15 protein-coding genes are annotated in these 16,661 nt (G+C 45.4%); 7 read left to right on the forward strand and 8 right to left on the reverse strand.

The annotated features are described in order from the left end of the window. Nucleotides 1–204 precede the first annotated feature (204 nt). Nucleotides 205–423 (forward strand): dodecin, encoded by a 219-nt coding sequence (locus tag ACVA58_RS05960; protein ID WP_446509532.1) that lies wholly within the window; start codon nt 205–207, stop codon nt 421–423. Nucleotides 424–706: 283 nt separating this feature from the next. On the opposite strand, the gene ACVA58_RS05965 is transcribed toward ACVA58_RS05960, so the two are convergent. Next, nucleotides 707–2,470, reverse strand: coding sequence for a glycerophosphodiester phosphodiesterase (locus tag ACVA58_RS05965; protein WP_446509533.1), 1,764 nt, complete (start codon nt 2,468–2,470; stop codon nt 707–709). Nucleotides 2,471–2,754: 284 nt separating this feature from the next. Here ACVA58_RS05965 and ACVA58_RS05970 point away from each other — a divergent pair, with 284 nt between their 5' ends. Together ACVA58_RS05970 and ACVA58_RS05975 are read left to right on the forward strand one after the other, a co-directional pair. Further along, on the forward strand, nt 2,755–2,982 hold the full coding sequence (locus ACVA58_RS05970) for a hypothetical protein (protein WP_446509534.1): 228 nt from the start codon (nt 2,755–2,757) through the stop codon (nt 2,980–2,982). A 298-nt stretch (nt 2,983–3,280) separates the two neighbouring features. Further along, nucleotides 3,281–4,060: a hypothetical protein gene (locus ACVA58_RS05975; protein WP_446509535.1), complete on the forward strand. Its 780-nt coding sequence runs from the start codon at nt 3,281–3,283 to the stop codon at nt 4,058–4,060. Nucleotides 4,061–4,303: 243 nt separating this feature from the next. Here ACVA58_RS05975 and ACVA58_RS05980 read toward each other — a convergent pair whose 3' ends face one another. Continuing rightward, nucleotides 4,304–4,909 carry a short chain dehydrogenase gene (locus ACVA58_RS05980; protein ID WP_446509536.1) on the reverse strand — a complete coding sequence of 202 codons (606 nt, stop codon included), beginning with the start codon at nt 4,907–4,909 and terminating at the stop codon, nt 4,304–4,306. 149 nt (nt 4,910–5,058) lie between these two features. Between ACVA58_RS05980 and ACVA58_RS05985 the strand changes: the two genes are divergently transcribed. Next, nucleotides 5,059–5,943 (forward strand): LysR family transcriptional regulator, encoded by an 885-nt coding sequence (locus tag ACVA58_RS05985; protein ID WP_446509537.1) that lies wholly within the window; start codon nt 5,059–5,061, stop codon nt 5,941–5,943. Nucleotides 5,944–6,053: 110 nt separating this feature from the next. Here ACVA58_RS05985 and arcC read toward each other — a convergent pair whose 3' ends face one another. The 5 genes from arcC to ygeW form a co-directional block, all read right to left on the reverse strand. Further along, complete coding sequence (arcC, locus tag ACVA58_RS05990) at nt 6,054–6,971, reverse strand: carbamate kinase (protein ID WP_446509538.1); 918 nt, start codon at nt 6,969–6,971, stop codon at nt 6,054–6,056. A 99-nt stretch (nt 6,972–7,070) separates the two neighbouring features. Next, the gene (gene hydA, locus ACVA58_RS05995) at nt 7,071–8,528 is read right to left on the reverse strand and encodes a dihydropyrimidinase (RefSeq protein ID WP_446509539.1); all 1,458 of its coding nucleotides are present in this window, start codon (nt 8,526–8,528) and stop codon (nt 7,071–7,073) included. 245 nt (nt 8,529–8,773) lie between these two features. After that, nucleotides 8,774–9,985, reverse strand: a complete 1,212-nt coding sequence (locus tag ACVA58_RS06000; protein WP_446509540.1) for a YgeY family selenium metabolism-linked hydrolase — start codon at nt 9,983–9,985, stop codon at nt 8,774–8,776. Nucleotides 9,986–10,189: 204 nt separating this feature from the next. After that, the gene (gene dpaL / locus ACVA58_RS06005; protein WP_446509541.1) at nt 10,190–11,392 is read right to left on the reverse strand and encodes a diaminopropionate ammonia-lyase; all 1,203 of its coding nucleotides are present in this window, start codon (nt 11,390–11,392) and stop codon (nt 10,190–10,192) included. 187 nt (nt 11,393–11,579) lie between these two features. Further along, nucleotides 11,580–12,767 (reverse strand): knotted carbamoyltransferase YgeW, encoded by a 1,188-nt coding sequence (ygeW, locus tag ACVA58_RS06010; protein ID WP_446509542.1) that lies wholly within the window; start codon nt 12,765–12,767, stop codon nt 11,580–11,582. A 560-nt stretch (nt 12,768–13,327) separates the two neighbouring features. On the opposite strand from ygeW, the gene ACVA58_RS06015 reads away from it, so the two are divergent. Further along, entirely contained in the window at nt 13,328–15,085 is a 1,758-nt protein-coding gene (locus ACVA58_RS06015) for a sigma 54-interacting transcriptional regulator (RefSeq protein ID WP_446509543.1), read from the forward strand. A 78-nt stretch (nt 15,086–15,163) separates the two neighbouring features. On the opposite strand, the gene ACVA58_RS06020 is transcribed toward ACVA58_RS06015, so the two are convergent. Beyond that, a complete protein-coding gene (locus tag ACVA58_RS06020; RefSeq protein ID WP_446509544.1) occupies nt 15,164–15,658 on the reverse strand; it encodes an RNA-binding S4 domain-containing protein in 495 nt (164 codons plus the stop codon). Between the two features lie 146 nt (nt 15,659–15,804). Between ACVA58_RS06020 and ACVA58_RS06025 the strand changes: the two genes are divergently transcribed. Together ACVA58_RS06025 and ACVA58_RS06030 are read left to right on the forward strand one after the other, a co-directional pair. Then, complete coding sequence (locus tag ACVA58_RS06025) at nt 15,805–16,296, forward strand: NUDIX hydrolase (RefSeq protein ID WP_446509545.1); 492 nt, start codon at nt 15,805–15,807, stop codon at nt 16,294–16,296. 157 nt (nt 16,297–16,453) lie between these two features. Continuing rightward, nucleotides 16,454–16,609, forward strand: a complete 156-nt coding sequence (locus ACVA58_RS06030) for a hypothetical protein (protein WP_446509546.1) — start codon at nt 16,454–16,456, stop codon at nt 16,607–16,609. Nucleotides 16,610–16,661 lie beyond the last annotated feature (52 nt).

Below are 16,661 nucleotides of genomic sequence, written 5' to 3' on the forward strand. Positions count from 1 at the left end.
AATCCCCCTTCAAAAGGGTTAAAATCACCCACACTAAAGCTAATATCTTTGCATGCAGGCAAACCTTGTCGGTGATCGGAACCCACTCAAGACAAACAGAATCGGTACTTCCTAGGAACTGCAGCTAAAGCCACTCGTACTTCACGATGAGTAAGCCTAAAACCGACTACACTTAACAGCATTATCCATCTCAGGAGAATGTTTATGAGTGGTTCGAATCATCATACCTACAAGAAAATGGAACTCGTTGGCTCGTCACCAGACGGTATTGAAGATGCAATCAGTAACGCTATAGAACGTGCTAATGAAACCATTAAAAACATGCGTTGGTTTGAGGTAGTTGAAACCCGTGGGCACATTGAAGATGGCAAAGTTGCCCATTGGCAAGTCACCATAAAAATCGGGTTTACGTTAAACGAGTAAGCTAAAAGCTGCTGGATCGTTCGCCTGAATGCCAGCGGCAACTCAACCCTATTAAGGCTTAATGGGTAAACTTAAAGATATAAAATTCCATAAAAGAAATATTAAACCCTCGCAGTACCTATTGCCTGTCTATCCATTCCGTAACATTATCAATGCCGAAAGTGATCCTTAACTACGTTGAATCCTATTCAATGATTGCTAATTGTGTTTATCACCTATTTTAGATAAGCGACTGTCTGGGGAGGTTTCACTCCCCTTTTTTTAATTAAAGTCACAGCTGTTATTAAAGTAGTAACCAGTGACGCAAGGTACGAAGTGCTCGCTCGGAAAAATCCATGTTCTCAATCGCAGCTTTTGTATCCAACGCTAGTTTTGGTTCATCAGTAATAATGCCATCAACACCGAGTAAGAAAAGCCGCTGCATGGCTGCTGAATTGTTAATTGTCCAAACTAAAACCTCTTGGCCACGTTGTTGTATTTCGATTATTCGCCACGCATTGAGCCATTGATCGCTGATCATCAACATATCAACATCTCGTTCGAGCTGAGATTCACCAACGCTTGCCGCATAGATCAACGCATAGCGAAGTTGTTCAGGGCGTGAAGCCTCCATCTTACTCATCACCCGCGCCAGTAATTCTGCATCAAGACTCGAAACAATCATTGCTGGCTGATAATTTGGTAACAGCTCAGCCATTGCGAGAGCAAGATCAAAGCCGCGGTTATAGCGTTTTAATTCAATATTGAATTCGATATCTTGGGCATAATTATCGAGTAGGTGTGTTAACAATGGCGGTGGTACGCGATTGCGTGTTTGGTAGGCTGCGACAATGTCGGAATAATTTGAATTTTCAACCACCAAGGGAGCACCAATCATGCGACCTAAATCACGGTCATGAAACACAACAACTTGCCCGTCTTTGGTGACCTGCACATCGATTTCAGTGCTTTGGATCCCCAGTGAAATTGAGTACTGTATACCCGCTTCACTGTTTTCAGGATGTTTAAAACCACCCCCACGGTGCGCTGTAACATAGCCCGATGTATTCGTTTGTAAATGTCCAACGAAATGGCGAACATCTGAGTATCCATTGACGGAAGCAAAGATTATGAGCAACGCCATCACACAGCTGAGCAAAATGCGCCGCTCTGTACTTTGCATTAAACCAGCAAAACGATCTTCTTCATTGACCAATTTGAGGCGTTTGGTTTGCAGCCGCAGCACATAATATTGGCAACTTGCGTAGATAAACCGGTCAACAAAACTAAGTAGAAATCCGACCCCAATCAGCAGGATTGTAGCAAGCATTAACCAAGGATAGCGCTCAGGATCATAAGTAGCCCAGTGCAGTACTGGCTCAAGAACAAACAAAATGCTCTTGGCGATAATGGCAATAACAACGACCCGGCCTAACAACCAAGCGATATGGCCCAATAAGATATGCGGATAAATTCCCTGACTTAAACGCTGAGCTTGTTTGAACAATTGCCATTGGGAGCAATTTTGAAAAAGGCTCAGCGGTAATGCCAACCACCAGCTTGCCCAATAGCGAAGAACTAACAATACACATGGCAAAGTGATTAAAACTAATAAGCCAACAGCAAGCCACAATGAACTCATTTGATGGCTGAGATAATAATTTATATCCCAGTCATTGAGCATCAGTCCGTAGACCCAGCGCCCGCACCAAACCAAAGTGGAAAGCAGTAAACTGATCCCTACTGACTGGGCCAGCAGTACTTTAGCCACCCGAAAACTGCGTTGAAGGAGCAGTCCAAAAGTATCTAATATCGAGCGTTTGCCTAAATCATGTTGGGCTAGCAGGATACTGATGGTTGAGTGCTCTACAAAGAAAGCAAAACTCAGTTGGGTAACAAACCACAAGCTGAGCAAAAAACCCGCTGGCGAGAGGAAAAAAGCAAGTAGCTCTTGGTTGGCAATCGCACTTACCCCGTGAAGCGCCATCAACTTGGAACTGATCCATATATCAAGGGGGACAAACAAGGTCAGCAGTGCGCACCGTACAAAGAGGAAACTGGCCAGCATCTGCAAACCACTGGTTCTGAGCCGATGCCAAATGAAATATAAAATATGTCGACTGCGATGAAAAATTGCGCTGCTCAAAAGTGTGTTTCGCCAAGGTTGTGTTCTTTTTGTATGAGTATGATAACACCGGAGTTGATTTGGTGCTCACTGAAGAAGAGTGATGGAAAGGCTTGGTACAGGCAGAGTGTTCTAGCTTCGATGTATTAACTCAGAACCACGTTGCAAATTTATACTTCCAAATATGTTACGGTTCAAAGACTCTACACATAACATCAGGACGCCTTATGCTAACAAATGAAGAAATTCACTACTGTTCCATATGCTCAATGGAAACTAAGCATGTGGTTATTTTAGTTCGTGATGAACCTGAACAAAATAAAATTAAAGATTTTTTGAAAGGTTTTATTAAAAGCTCTGCTGTTGGAGCGTTTGAAGCCACTATGGATGACTTTTCACGCCATAGTATTTGCGAAAAATGCGGTAAAAAAACGATTAACGACAATCTCACCTAGCAACAACGCCGTTAGTCTATTTCACTTCAAGGGGGGAACTAATATGTTGCAGCCTCAATTATGACTAACACAGCTCCGATGTTCGGAATCCAAACAGAACCGCTAGCTCGAATTTGCCCCATTCCGCGTTTGGGATAGTGTGGTCTCAGTGAAGGCTACTAGCACTTTCCATACTTTTGTTCATACCTCGAGTGTCTCTTCTGAATCTGGGTCTTACCAACTGTCTCTCATTTCACCATTTGACCAGCTTTCTTCTATACGTGTATGCTAACCACCTGAATTATTGGTGGAAAAGCTAATGAAAACCTTTGTTAAGCATGCATTGGTTAAAGCCCAGAATTATGTAAGCAATGATTTGTTGGTTCGCTCAATCAATGAGGAGTATGTGTTCTGTATAATAGTCACTAGTGGAAATCGTAAGGGTTATATTACTAACATTGGTCTTGATGAGCTTACTGCTGAGTTTGGCTCTACTGAGGATTCGGACTCAATAAAAATTAAATACAGTGATCTCAGTAATAGAGACTTCAGAATTTCATACGGTAACTTGTACGAGAGTTTTATTTATAAAAGCCTAGCTAGCTATTACTTCTTCCATCGGAATCCCATCATTCGACTTAGGCGGTTCATTAGAAATACAAAACACAACATCCTAATGAAATGGTCAGTGAAGAGAACAGACCTACACACTACAGTAGCAATACTTGTCGAAAAGGCGGCAAAAGCTGGCTATAGAAAACCTCACATTGACGAAGATGAATTATTAAAGGCTTTCAATCCCTTTTTAGATGAACTTTTTGATATGCGGAAGGGAAAGAATACTCATGAAGATTATGAGGCAGCAAAGGCTCATTATCGCTTGATACTAGAGGCTTTAGTAGAATCTGGTGACATTGAATCAGATGGAATGGGTTATGTAATTCGACCCAAATTATTTCTAACATTCCAAAAAATGGAATCAGAAATGAATAAACATATTCAAGTTCTCCGTGTTACCAAGGTCACAACTTTTGCTACTTGTATGGCTGCATTGGCTTCTGCATATTTTGCTTTTGTATCTATTAGTGCAGTTCATTGATGCTGACTAAATGAACTGTAGTGAATGAGTGATTTTGGCTAGTCAATTGGAAGATTTTCAATACCTCAGATAATCCACTAGACGCTAAATTATCAAAAGCCTGTAAATGATTTCTGTCCAAAGGTGTGCTGACCAAGCCTAACTTAATTCGCCTTTGCCCCAAACGTTGTTAACGTTAGCACTTTATTTACACAAAAAAGCACACCTTTAAAAAGTGTGCTCGTGTTTAAACTCCAGTACTATTTAAGCATCAACGAATAAGACTTCACCATTTATAAACCCATCAACCGAGCGCTCAAATGCTTTACCGACTAACTTACCCGGTACCGGTTCAAACCCTGGCATCATCTCACCATAGACATCCCACGCTTCGGCAAGAACAGTAGGGTTTACGACATTAATCCTCGTGTTGCGTGGCATTTCATAGGCAACACATTTGACAAAGGTGTCAATCGCGCCACTTGTAGTGGCATCGGCAATAGCATAGGGAATTGGCTTCACATTCAAAATGCCGCTGATCAAGGTGAAAGAACCACCATCAGCAATGTATTTCTGGCCAATGCGCACTAGGTTAATTTGCCCCATCATTTTGCTCATGACGGTAGTCATCCATTGCGTTTCTGTCATCTCGGCAAAAGTCTCATATTCACAGACACCGACAGTATTGACCACCGCATCAAAATGGCCGACTTTCTCATAAAGTGCCTCAATGGATTTTTCATCGGTAATGTCCACGATGTGGTCAACATCACCAGAGCGACCCGCCGTGATCACCTTGTGGTTACCTAGCCCTGACAGCGCAGCCTGACCCATTTTACCCAGTGCACCAATTAGAATGACAGTTTTCATATTTCTCTCCAGCCTTTGGATTTATTCGATGGAGAGACTTTAACCAACCACTAAAACAACCTGAAACAATATTATTTTGTACATGATACAAGCCAAACTTGTTATTCGATACAATCGTAACCAAAGCAGCGTTTGAAGCAAGGTGAAATGTGAGCAGGTTAGATCGGTTAGACATAAAGCAATTGAGGGTTTTCCAAGCACTGATACGTGAAGAGAACGCCTCCAAGGCCGCGAGCCAGTTAGGACTGACTCAACAAGCGGTCAGTGAGCATCTGAAAAAGCTCAGAGGTGTGTTTGATGACAGATTATTCGTCAGAAAAACCAATGCCTTTGTTCCCACGCCATTTGCAGAAGAACTCGCCATTAAAGTCGATAAGCTATTGATTGACTTCAATGCACTAATGGCAACCAGCCGTTTTGTACCTGAAAAGACCAAAGGGACATTTGTGATATCTGCAACGGACTATGCCCAGCAAGTTATTTTACCCCCTTTGATTGCCAAGCTAAGAAAACAAGCCCCCAGCCTAAAGTTAATTGTCAGGGATTTCGAAATAGACACACTTCATGAGCTAATGGAAAGTGGCAAGGTCAACTTAGCTATCGCATTTCCTGATTACATTCCTGAAAGCTACCGGGTTTTAAAACTGTTTGAAGAACACCATGTCTGCGTAACCTCATCAACGTCATCCATCTCAGGAAAAAAACCATCATTAGCCGAAGTGGCCGAGTACCCGACGATTATCGCCTCGCCATCCAGGCCGAATTTCAAAGGTTCTATCGATGATTGGTTTTCAGAGTTTGGCTTGAAACGAAACGTTGTTGTCTCAGCACCCTGCTTCTCTATTGTACCTATGTATCTGGAAACAACAGATTCTATTGCATTTTTACCCTCGCGAGCCATAGAAGGACTGGATGTCGTCACCATTCCGCTCGACCATTCCCCTGATAGCTTTGATGTCATTGCGGCATGGCACCCTCGCTACCATGATGACCCATTACAGCTGTGGGTCGTGTCCTTGCTCGACACTGAGTAATTAATGGCTTTCAAACTAAAAAACAGCAACCCAATGACTGGATTGCTGTTTTTCATTATTCGGAATTAATCCATTCGCATTAACGCAACTCGCAATAACGTAACTGGCATCTAGGCACTAACACACGTCCCAGCTTTCTCAGCCAGTACATCAAGCCCTTCTTCCAAGGCACCGATATAGGCTCTGCCACCGAATTGAGCAAAGTCTGCTGCCGCTTCGACTTTCGGCCCCATTGAACCTGCTGGGAATTGGTATTCACTCAACTGTGATGGAGTTGTTGCTCGCAGTGCACGCTGGTTTTCGGTGCCCCAATCAAGGTAAACCGCATCGGCATCGGTCAGGATCAACAGCTTGTCGGCTTTTAGCTGCTTGGCAAGCAAGGTGGCAGACAGATCTTTGTCGATCACCCCTTCTACCCCAGTGAAACCTAAGTCTGTTTTACGTACAGGGATCCCGCCGCCACCGCAGCAAATGACGATATCACCGGCATTTAATAGCGTTTCGATCGATTTCTTATCGAGAATATTGAGTGGTTTTGGCGATGGCACAACGCGGCGGACGAACTCACCATCACGTTTCATGGTCCAGTTATTCGCTTCAGCTAAAATACCCGCTTCTTCTTCGTTATAGACCGGCCCAACAAACTTGGTTGGATCCAACATGCTCGGATCGTTTGGATCGACTTCGATGCGGGTTAGCAAACTGGTGACTTCTGTTTCCGGCATCAGGTTTTGCAGCTCTTGCGCTAGCATATAACCGATCATACCTTCACTTTCGGCACCCAGTACATCCAGTGGGTATGGCTGAACCTTGTCGTAAGCCAGATTCTGTAGGGCTAATAAGCCCACCTGAGGACCATTACCATGGACAATTGCCACCTGGTATTCCTTGGCAATTTCCGCAATCGCTTTGGCGGCAATTTTAATATTGGCTAACTGGTTGGTAAAACTGGGTGCATCGCCTCGGCGCAACAGTGCATTTCCCCCTAGGGCGACAACAGCAGTACTCTTCTTGGTTGGGGTGTTCATTGTAACTCCTTGAATTATCCTTTTTGTATTGGGGCTATACACCCCCTATCCGCTCGGCTCTGGTCTTAAACTCGGCTCTTCTCTTGAGCTAGTGATGTTTCATAGCGCACTGGCATCGAACGGTTTTCGGCGAATAAAGCGGCCATTCCCGGCTTTCCCCATAAATTCGCCATTACACGCAACAACGTCCCCACGGCTAATGGTCATCACGGGCCAGCCTTGGGTGGGGATATTTTCAAACGGGGTATAATCTGCGTTGTCGTGCAATAAATCGTGAGTAATCGTGACGTGCTGTTCTGGATCAAACAGTACTAAATCGGCATCCGATCCTGTCTGTAGCGCCCCTTTCTGCGGATAGAGACCAAACAGTTTGGCAGGTAGATAACTGGTTAGCTCCACAAAGCGGCTCGGACTGAGCCGGCTTTTCATTACGCCTTCGGAAAAAAGCAACGGCATTCGAGTTTCAACCCCAGGCATGCCATTAGGGCAGGCGCTGAAATTGTCTTTGCCGCGCTGTTTTTGATCGTGATAGGTAAACGAGCAGTGATCAGTTGCAACGGTATCAATACTGCCATCCACCAGCCCTAACCATAGCTTTTCTCGCTCGGCTGCCGGGCGTAATGGCGGACTAAGAATATACTTCAGCGCATCTTCGCGCTCGTAACAACTATCATCCAACATCAGGTATTGCGGGCACGTTTCTACCCACACCGGTTGGTGATTGTCACGAGCAAGGCGGGTGTAATCCAATCCCAGCCCATTAGAAAGATGAACTATATACAAAGGTGCATCACCGGCAAGTTTGGCCAGGTTGATCATTCTGGCAATGGCTTCGGCTTCACATTCAAGCGGACGGCTTACGGCATGGTATTTAGGTTCTGTTTTACCCTGCTCAAGCAGCTGTGTACGTCGCATGGCAATCGCAGCATCGTTTTCGGGATGTACCGTTGCCAACGCACCAACTTGTTTAAGCTGACTCAACGCCCTAAGCACTTCTTCGTCATCAAGCTTGTAGCCATAGGTTAGATACAACTTGAAGCTGGATATCCCCTCTTCTTCGACCATCGATGCCATTTCGCCGAGGATATCGTCATTTACATGCTGGATCACACCATGGAAGCTGTAATCAATGACTGCTGTTTCTTTGGCGTACTGTTGGTAGACATTGAGCTGGTGATGGAGGCTACACCCTTTGGGACCAAACCCCATATGATCTACCACCATCGTGGTACCACCACAGGCGGCTGATCGGGTACCAGAGTAGAAGTCATCACAGCTACGGGCAATACCGACATCAATGTTGAAATGGGTGTGGACATCAATTCCCCCCGGCATCACATACAAGCCAGCAGCTTCGATAATTTCACACTGCTTGGGAATGATGTGGATTTCAGGCGCAATATCGGCGATCTTGCCGTCAACAATGAGGATATCGGCTTTTTGAGCTTGTAGGTGATCAACGACTATCCCTTGTCGGATCAACATGGTCCCCGGACGGGGCTGATTCAAGATGGCCGCTTGGGATTCTGATGATTTTTTCGAAGCCGCTGAAAACATATTCCTATTCCTTCGATTTATTCTCTGCCTTGCTGCAGACCCATTCGAGGGTTTTATTTTCACTAACTATTTATTTTGCCCACTAAGGATCGTCAACTCGAATTAATGGACAAAAGAAACAGCTATAAACAAGAAATCCATCCTGGGGGGGATATGTGGCCAACGTTAGGCAGAGCAGTCGGCGCCCCCAGGACGGAAAGGGTGAATGAGCAGGGCCTTATATCAGTGCCCTGTCATTGCAATACTTACTTATTTAACTCTTTCAAATACATCTGCGGGATAACAGCGTACATCGCAGCACAAGTCACTAGGTGGTCTTTCCAAGTCTTCTCGTTTGGCGCGTGAGCTTCTGGCTCTTTACCTGGGCCAAAGCCGATGACAGGGATACCGTAGCGGCCCATGATAGAAACGCCATTGGTAGAGAAAGTCCACTTATCAACTGTTGGTTTCTTGTCGAACAGTAGTTCGTAAGAAGCTTCTAATGTTTTAGTTGCGACATGCTCTTCATCGATAACCCAAGCAGGGAAGTAACACTCAGTTGGGTAAACCAAACCCGTGTAGGCTGGGCGGTCGTAGTCATACATAGTCACTTTACCGCCAAACTTCTTAACGGATTCCAGCTCTTCGATTTCCTTGATTGCACCTTCCCATGTTTCACCCCAAGTTAAACGGCGGTCAATGGAAACAGCACAGCTATCGGCTACCGCACAACGGCTTGGCGAAGTGAAAAATACTTCTGAAACGGTGAGTGTGCCTTTACCTAGGAATGGGTCATCACCAAGATTGGCAGACAGAGTCTCGATATCGCTTAGCATATGGCCCATCTTAAAGATGGCGTTGTCACCACGCTCTGGCGCAGAGCCGTGACAGCTCACACCTGCAACCTCAACACGGATTTCCATACGGCCACGCTGACCACGGTAAATCTGGCAATCTGTTGGCTCAGTGGATACCACGAACTCAGGACGGATATTGCTTTCTTGAATAATGTACTGCCAGCACAGGCCGTCACAGTCTTCTTCCTGAACCGTACCGGTAACTAGCAGGGTGTATTCATCTTCTAGGCCCAGATCTTTGATGATCTTACCGGCGTAAACCATAGACGCCATACCGCCTTCCTGATCCGACGCACCACGACCACCGATCACTTCGTCATCTTCCATACCTTCGTATGGGTCAAAGTCCCAGTTATCCATGTTACCGACACCCACTGTATCGATGTGTGCATCCATCGCAATAAGGTGAGGACCGTGACCAATCCAACCCAGTACGTTGCCCATTGGGTCAATTTCTACTTTGTCAAAACCGACTTTTTCCATTTCTTCTTTAATGCGCAGTACTACTTTTTCTTCATCACAACTTTCACTTGGGATAGCGATCATGTCACGAAGGAAGCGGGTCATATCCGCTTTGTATTCTTGGGCTTTTTCTAGTACTTGGGCAAATGGGACGTTCATTATAATTCTCCTTGAACCGAGCGGTGGTCATCACACCCGGTATGATCGATTTTCATGGCACCCTGTTTTTTGATGACACCAACACAGCGCTAAATTAAGAATTTTTGGATTTGAGCTAATTATTTTTGGCACTTAGTGACGCTAGTTAGTGCAAAGGCCGGCACTTTCGATACCGTCATTGTGCTAACTAGCAAAAATAAATGGTCAAATAGTTTGGTGTTTACCGCCCCACACTACTTCACGGTAATGGACAGGGTCGGTATCCCCTTCGGTATTAATCAGAAGTACCACTGAGTCTTTGTTCAGGCCCAGTTTTTCCATCAGTTTTTCTTTCTCAGGATGGAAGTGCACTGCTGCAAGCAAGCCAGCACCAACGGCACCGGATTCACCAGAAACAACTCTTGGGTCACTGCCTTGCGGGTTACCCAGTACACGCATACCGAGAGCTGCAACACTGTCTTGGCAGGAAACAAACTGGGTAGAGCAATCGCGAAGCACAGGCCAGCCAATAGGGTTTGGCTCACCGCAGGCCAAGCCGACCATGATGGTGGCAAGATCGCCATCAACATTGATCATTTCGCCTTTTTCGCTAACGCCAGAACGGTAGATGCAGTCAGCCTGATCAGGTTCAACGACGACAGAGTGCAATTTATCAGGTCCGTACTGGTCACAAAGGTAGCCAAGCACACCACCGGCCATCGCACCAACGCCAGCTTGAAGGAAAACGTGAGTCGGACGTTCAACAGCCATGGCTTTCATTTGATCGACGGCTTCTGCCGCCATGGTGGTGTAGCCCTGCATGATCCAGGTAGGAATTTCGGTATACCCTTCCCACGCTGTGTCTTGCACCACTTTCCAACCGTTTTCATCAGCGGTTTTAATGGCAAGGCGCACGGTGTCGTCATAGTTCATATCGGTGACAATACATTCGGCACCCAAGGCCCGGATGTTGTTCACACGCTCATCTGCCGCGCCTTTTGGCATGTACACCACGGCATTCTGACCGAGCTTATCAGCAGCCCACGCAACACCACGACCATGGTTGCCATCGGTTGCGGTTGCGAAAGTCATTTTTTCTGTGATGTCGTTTTTCAGCTTACCGAAATCAAAGGCATTGATATCTAGCTTGAACTCGTCACACAGCAGGCGGGCAATCGCATAAGCGCCCCCCAGCATTTTGAAAGCATTCAAATCGAAGCGGTAGGCTTCATCTTTGACTAAGATTTTTCCAACACCGATTGCTTTGGCCAGGCAGTCAAGAGAGTGCAATGGTGTCGGTTGGTAACCTTCCACTGCTTGGTGGAAAGCACGGGCTTTTTCAGCCTCGGCGGCGGTAAATAGTGGAGAAAGCTGACCGTTAAAGTGGCGGTTATCGGCGATCTCCATTTTTAGAGTGAATGTAGACACGACCAGACCTCGTAGAATAAGAGAAAGAAAAAGGCGGGGGTTTATTAAATAACCCAAGGGTATTCCCCCGCTAGTGGGCTAGCATGACCCAAGCATAAAGATACAGATAGATCGACTAGGTTTTCCCTGCCCTGCTAACACCTTAAAAGTATCGTCAAGGCAGGTGAAAGTGAGTAATGCGACAGCGTTATTTAACGCGCTTCTTCGCATCGTCCAGCAGCTCTTGCAGAATAAGTCCTGGCTCCTGGTATTTACGGTTCATGATCATTGCCGCAATCACATATGGCTTCCAGCTGGCTTCCTTGTATGTCGCAATACGGTATTTCTCAAATACCGACTCTTCCACTTCGCCTTCCTTACAAGACACACCAGTGATATCCGCTGGTAGGCAGTGCATGTATAACGCTTCGCCTGCTTTGGTCAGCTTCATCATTTCTTCGGTGCAGTGCCAATCTTTGTGGTTGGCATTCTGTGCCAGACATTCTTGCTCTAGTGCTTTCAGGCCATCATGGTCGTTAGCACGTAATAGTTCGGTACGACGGCCCATGACCTGGTAAGGTGCCCAAGATTTTGGATACACGATGTCGGCATCTTCGAATGCTTCTTCCATGCTGGCAACTTGAGTAAAGCTACCGCCAGATGCTTCCGCATTCTTACGCGCTTCTTCAACCACTTCAGGGATCAGGTCATAGCCTTCAGGGTGAGCCAATGTCACATCCATACCAAAGCGTGTCATCAGACCGATGATGCCTTGAGGCACTGACAGTGGTTTACCGTAGCTTGGCGAGTAAGCCCAAGTCATGGCAATTTTCTTACCTTTCAGCTTATCTAAGCCACCGAAGTGTTCTTCCAACCATGCCAAGTCAGCCATAGACTGGGTTGGGTGGTCGATATCACACTGTAGGTTAACCAATGCAGGACGGTGAGGTAGCACACCTTCTTTCACACCGTCATCCAGTGCCGCACCGACTTCGCGCATATAAGCGTTACCCGCACCTAGGTACATGTCGTCACGAATACCGATAGCATCAGCGCAGAATGAGATCATGTTGGCTGTTTCACGGACGGTTTCACCATGAGCGATTTGAGATTTGCCTTCATCCAAATCCTGCTGTGCAAGACCTAGCATGTTGATAGCTGAAGCATATGAGAAGCGGGTACGTGTTGAGTTATCGCGGAATAGGGAAATTCCGAGGCCATTATTAAACACGTTAGTGGCAATATTTTCCTGACGCATCGCTTTTAGGGCTTGGGCCGTTTTCAATACACGTTCAAGCTCTTCCGGGGTTTGCTCCCACGTCAACAAAAAGTCTTTGTCATGTAGTTCAGATTTTAGCTCGTTAATTTCCTTGATAAGTTCGTTGATGCTCTTCATGATTTTCTTCCCGGTTTCAATTGTTATTCTTCCCTGGCAGCGCATTACAGTACTGACCAGCGACTTAATGGGTTATGACAGCCTTTAGCATTGCTCACTCAGCAGTCATTCTTTGGGTTTTGATTTAAGGCATTGAGATTGCAAGCAAAAGGTAAATGTCTATTAATCTTCAGGCTTAAATTAAGGGTTAACAAAATTATATGATTTCGTACTTAATTAACTAACAATCAATAACTGTGCCAAAACTCTTTTTGCGGAAAATAATTTCTCATCTCACTTCTACAGGCCGCATTCATAAAGGGTTTCGCTCTTCAGATTAATTTTTTGAAAGCCATAAGAAGACGCATTGATAAAAGTACGCTATCACCGAGGTATCATGCCTTGAGACCAAAATGATAGTGATAAAAAAGGGGGATTATCATATTGATATTCCCGTGTGACATTGCTTGCAAAATATTTCTTTGAAAAAAGTTCATTTGAAAAACCCTGACACATATCAAACAGCATGGCAGGGTTTTTCTTTATGTTAATTCGGTCATTAAAGGAATAAGCCAGTCAATATGCTGAATACACCAAGACCATCAGAATTAATGCAGTTGCAACCCACCATCCTACGCTTCACGCAGATGCTATCGGCAGTGTTGAAAATAGATGCCGAAGTGGTCGATGCCGATTTGGTACGAATTGCAGGTACTGGTCCGTATAGTAAGTTTTTTGGAAAAAAGCAAAATACCAGCTCAAGAATATTCAGGTACATCCTTGAAACACATGAGGAAAAGGTTGTCGTTAAATCACGTACTGACCCTTTGTGTGAAGGCTGTACCAACAAAAACGGATGTCGTGAAATGGCCTTTTTAGGCGTGCCAATCATGATTGAAGAGCGCTGCTTAGGAGTGATCAGCTTGGTGGCATTTACCGAGGAATCACGCGAGCGGATCAAAGATAATGTTCAGCTATTCTCAGACTACATCAAACATATTGCCCAAATTGTGGTATCTAAAGTTGTTGAGAAAAACAGTAATAGTGAAGCTCTTGATGAGGTGTTTACCAATCTTATTGAAAACATGGACCAGGGCGTATTAGTTCTCGATGAAACCAACCGGGTAAAATATGGCAACCAACCGGCACTCAATAACTTAAATATAACGCAAGATGCCTTGCATAGCATTGAAATAAATATCCAACCGTTGTCCCTTCACAACAATGAAATGAAAGGCCACCAGCAGCATATTATTTCACTGGGAGGTAGGCAGGAATTATTAGTCGGGCAGTTTTACAACGCCCACGGCCATCAACTTTTCCTCATGGCTTACCACCAGCCAAATAGTGCATTAATGATCCCCGATCACGAACCACAGTTCGCTACGGTCATTGGTGAATGTACCAAGATGCGCCAATTGAAAAAGTTGCTTACTCGTATTGCCAACAGTCCTTCGAGTGTATTGATCAACGGTGAAAGCGGTACCGGTAAGGAAGTAATCGCCAATGCAGTACATAACCTCAGCGATCGAGGTCACTCCCCTTTCATTGCTATCAACTGTGCTGCTATCCCCGATCAGCTATTGGAAAGCGAACTGTTTGGTTACGTTAAAGGGGCCTTTACTGGCGCTTCCACCAAAGGTAAAACAGGTCTGATCCAAGCCGCTAACAAAGGCACCTTGTTCCTGGATGAAATTGGCGACATGTCGATGACTTTGCAAGCCAAACTATTACGCGTGCTAGAAGAGCGAGAAGTGATGCCGATCGGTTCGAACAAAGCCGTGCCGGTGGATATCCGTATTATTTCGGCCACTAACCGGAATTTCCAGGAAATGATCGCTACTAATAAATTCCGCGAGGATCTCTACTACCGCCTAAACGTGATCCCCATTAATTTACCACCACTCAAGGAGCGTGAAGGAGATATTGCACTACTGATTAATTACTTCCTTGAGCACCACACCCAAAAAATCGGTGTGACGTATCCAGGGATCAGTGCCGAGGCCATGTGTCGTCTCAATGCCTATCACTGGCCGGGTAACGTGCGAGAACTTAGCAACTTAGTGGAATATCTTGTCAATGTTGTGCCTGAAGGCGACCAGATCGACGTCGATTTGCTTCCTCCTTATTTTGAAGAAACACCTGAATGCGCCATTCCACAGGAAGTATTGAGTGATGATTGCTCAATGAGTTTAGAAGAAATGGAAAAGATACGTATCGAAGAGGCGATATCCCGACTGGGCAACCGCAAGATGGTGGCAGATGAACTAGGCATTGGTATTGCTACCCTGTACCGTAAAATCAAGAAATTCGGGCTCAGTAACCATCGCCCAGCATAACAATCATCAAGCTTTCTGAAACTTAAAAAGGCCGCAATAAATGCGGCCTTTTTTGTATTACTTCATGTTCACTGGGACTTAAAAGCTAATCGGCTTACGGCCCGTCGCTTTATCTGCTGGCCCTTTTTTAATTTCTTTTGCTGCATTACCTCTACGGCCTTTATTAGCCTTAGCCGCTTGACTGCGAGAGCCTTTATCTTTAGAGCCAGCATCTTGCGCTTTTGTCCCCTGCTCTTTGCCTTTTGCCGCTTTTGAACTTGGCTTAGCACGGGGAGCAGGCTTAGGCTCTGCTTCCTTTTTCGGTCTTTCGGCTACTTCGGTCACAGGCTGATCGCAAAGCACCAAATAGAACTCGTTATTGAATTCAATCACGTCGCCATCGTAAACCTTGCGACGCTTGCGCTGCTCTAACTCACCGTTAACAGCCACGTAGCCTTCGGAAATGGCAAATTTCGCTTCACCGCCACCACTTACTGCATTGGCAATTTTCAACACCTTATAAAGCTCAATAGGTTGGGCATTCACCTCAACCCCAAGGGCTTCAACTTCATATTCTTCGTGTTCTTCAGACATTCTTTCAACCAGTGGTGACTTCAATTATTCAGCTCACGCTGACGTTCTTACTGAATTTTAACCTATTCCCGCTTGGCATTCACGGGTTAGCTACGTTATTCTCGCCGCTTGTTTCTTCAGCTAACCTCTCCAGTAAAGGAAGCCACATGTACTGTCCTTCTTGCGGACAAGCCACACTAGCGCGCACCGACGACAAAGCTTTTCGCTGTGAACACTGCCAATTTACCTATTTTCACAATACGGCATCAGCAGTATTGGCTGTTATCTGCTTTGAAGATGAGATTTTAGTGGCCGAGCGAGCACGAGAGCCCGGAAAAGGTATGCTCGATTTTCCTGGTGGCTTTGTTGATTATGACGAATCCCTGGAGCAAGCATTGTGCCGAGAGCTGCAAGAGGAGCTAGGCTTTCAGCCTACCGAGGTTCACTACATTGGTTCGGCTCCTAATACTTATGTTTACCGAGATATCGAATACAAAACCTGCGATGCTTTCTATCACATAGCGCTTGATAACAAACCAAAAATGCAAGCAAATGATGATGTTGCAGCTATACGTTGGGTCAAGCGCGATAACATTAAACCAATGGATTTTGCTTTCGATTCAGCCAGAAGCGCACTAAAACTTCTAGGTGTAGAATAACGGCCTTTTGGTCGTTCTACGCCTACAGGAATGGAATAAGTGTGAACTACGCCTCTTTCCTCCTCCTTAAAATAATTAATCAGGGATGATGGTTTTTTAACCAAATCAAGACAGGATGTGACCCATAACCAACATGATGACTTGAGGGTAAAACGTCATGCTGACTTTTAATAAAGATTATGTTTTTTCAAACAACGCAGAAACCAGCTTCGAAGAAGCCAAGAATGTGCATTGCCAGCAAGAAGCCGACAAAGAGCTGAAACGCAAAGCCATGCTAGCCTCAGTACAACAAGAAGGTGGTTTGGTAGAGTGATTTAACTACCAAAGCAATCCTGATTCGACGTCTCTCCAGCGCTGATGGTAAC

Source organism: Photobacterium sp. DNB22_13_2 (assembly GCF_052873915.1).

Excerpts from the sequence above, each read along its gene's own strand:
- ACVA58_RS05960 (WP_446509532.1), top strand. The coding sequence starts at position 205 with ATGAGTGGTTCGAATCATCATACCTACAAGAAAATGGAACTCGTTGGC.
- ACVA58_RS05965 (WP_446509533.1), bottom strand. The coding sequence starts at position 2,470 with ATGCTGGCCAGTTTCCTCTTTGTACGGTGCGCACTGCTGACCTTGTTT.
- ACVA58_RS05970 (WP_446509534.1), top strand. The coding sequence starts at position 2,755 with ATGCTAACAAATGAAGAAATTCACTACTGTTCCATATGCTCAATGGAA.
- ACVA58_RS05975 (WP_446509535.1), top strand. The coding sequence starts at position 3,281 with ATGAAAACCTTTGTTAAGCATGCATTGGTTAAAGCCCAGAATTATGTA.
- ACVA58_RS05980 (WP_446509536.1), bottom strand. The coding sequence starts at position 4,909 with ATGAAAACTGTCATTCTAATTGGTGCACTGGGTAAAATGGGTCAGGCT.
- arcC (WP_446509538.1), bottom strand. The coding sequence starts at position 6,971 with ATGAACACCCCAACCAAGAAGAGTACTGCTGTTGTCGCCCTAGGGGGA.
- hydA (WP_446509539.1), bottom strand. The coding sequence starts at position 8,528 with ATGTTTTCAGCGGCTTCGAAAAAATCATCAGAATCCCAAGCGGCCATC.
- ACVA58_RS06000 (WP_446509540.1), bottom strand. The coding sequence starts at position 9,985 with ATGAACGTCCCATTTGCCCAAGTACTAGAAAAAGCCCAAGAATACAAA.
- ygeW (WP_446509542.1), bottom strand. The coding sequence starts at position 12,767 with ATGAAGAGCATCAACGAACTTATCAAGGAAATTAACGAGCTAAAATCT.
- ACVA58_RS06015 (WP_446509543.1), top strand. The coding sequence starts at position 13,328 with ATGCTGAATACACCAAGACCATCAGAATTAATGCAGTTGCAACCCACC.
- ACVA58_RS06020 (WP_446509544.1), bottom strand. The coding sequence starts at position 15,658 with ATGTCTGAAGAACACGAAGAATATGAAGTTGAAGCCCTTGGGGTTGAG.
- ACVA58_RS06025 (WP_446509545.1), top strand. The coding sequence starts at position 15,805 with ATGTACTGTCCTTCTTGCGGACAAGCCACACTAGCGCGCACCGACGAC.
- ACVA58_RS06030 (WP_446509546.1), top strand. The coding sequence starts at position 16,454 with ATGCTGACTTTTAATAAAGATTATGTTTTTTCAAACAACGCAGAAACC.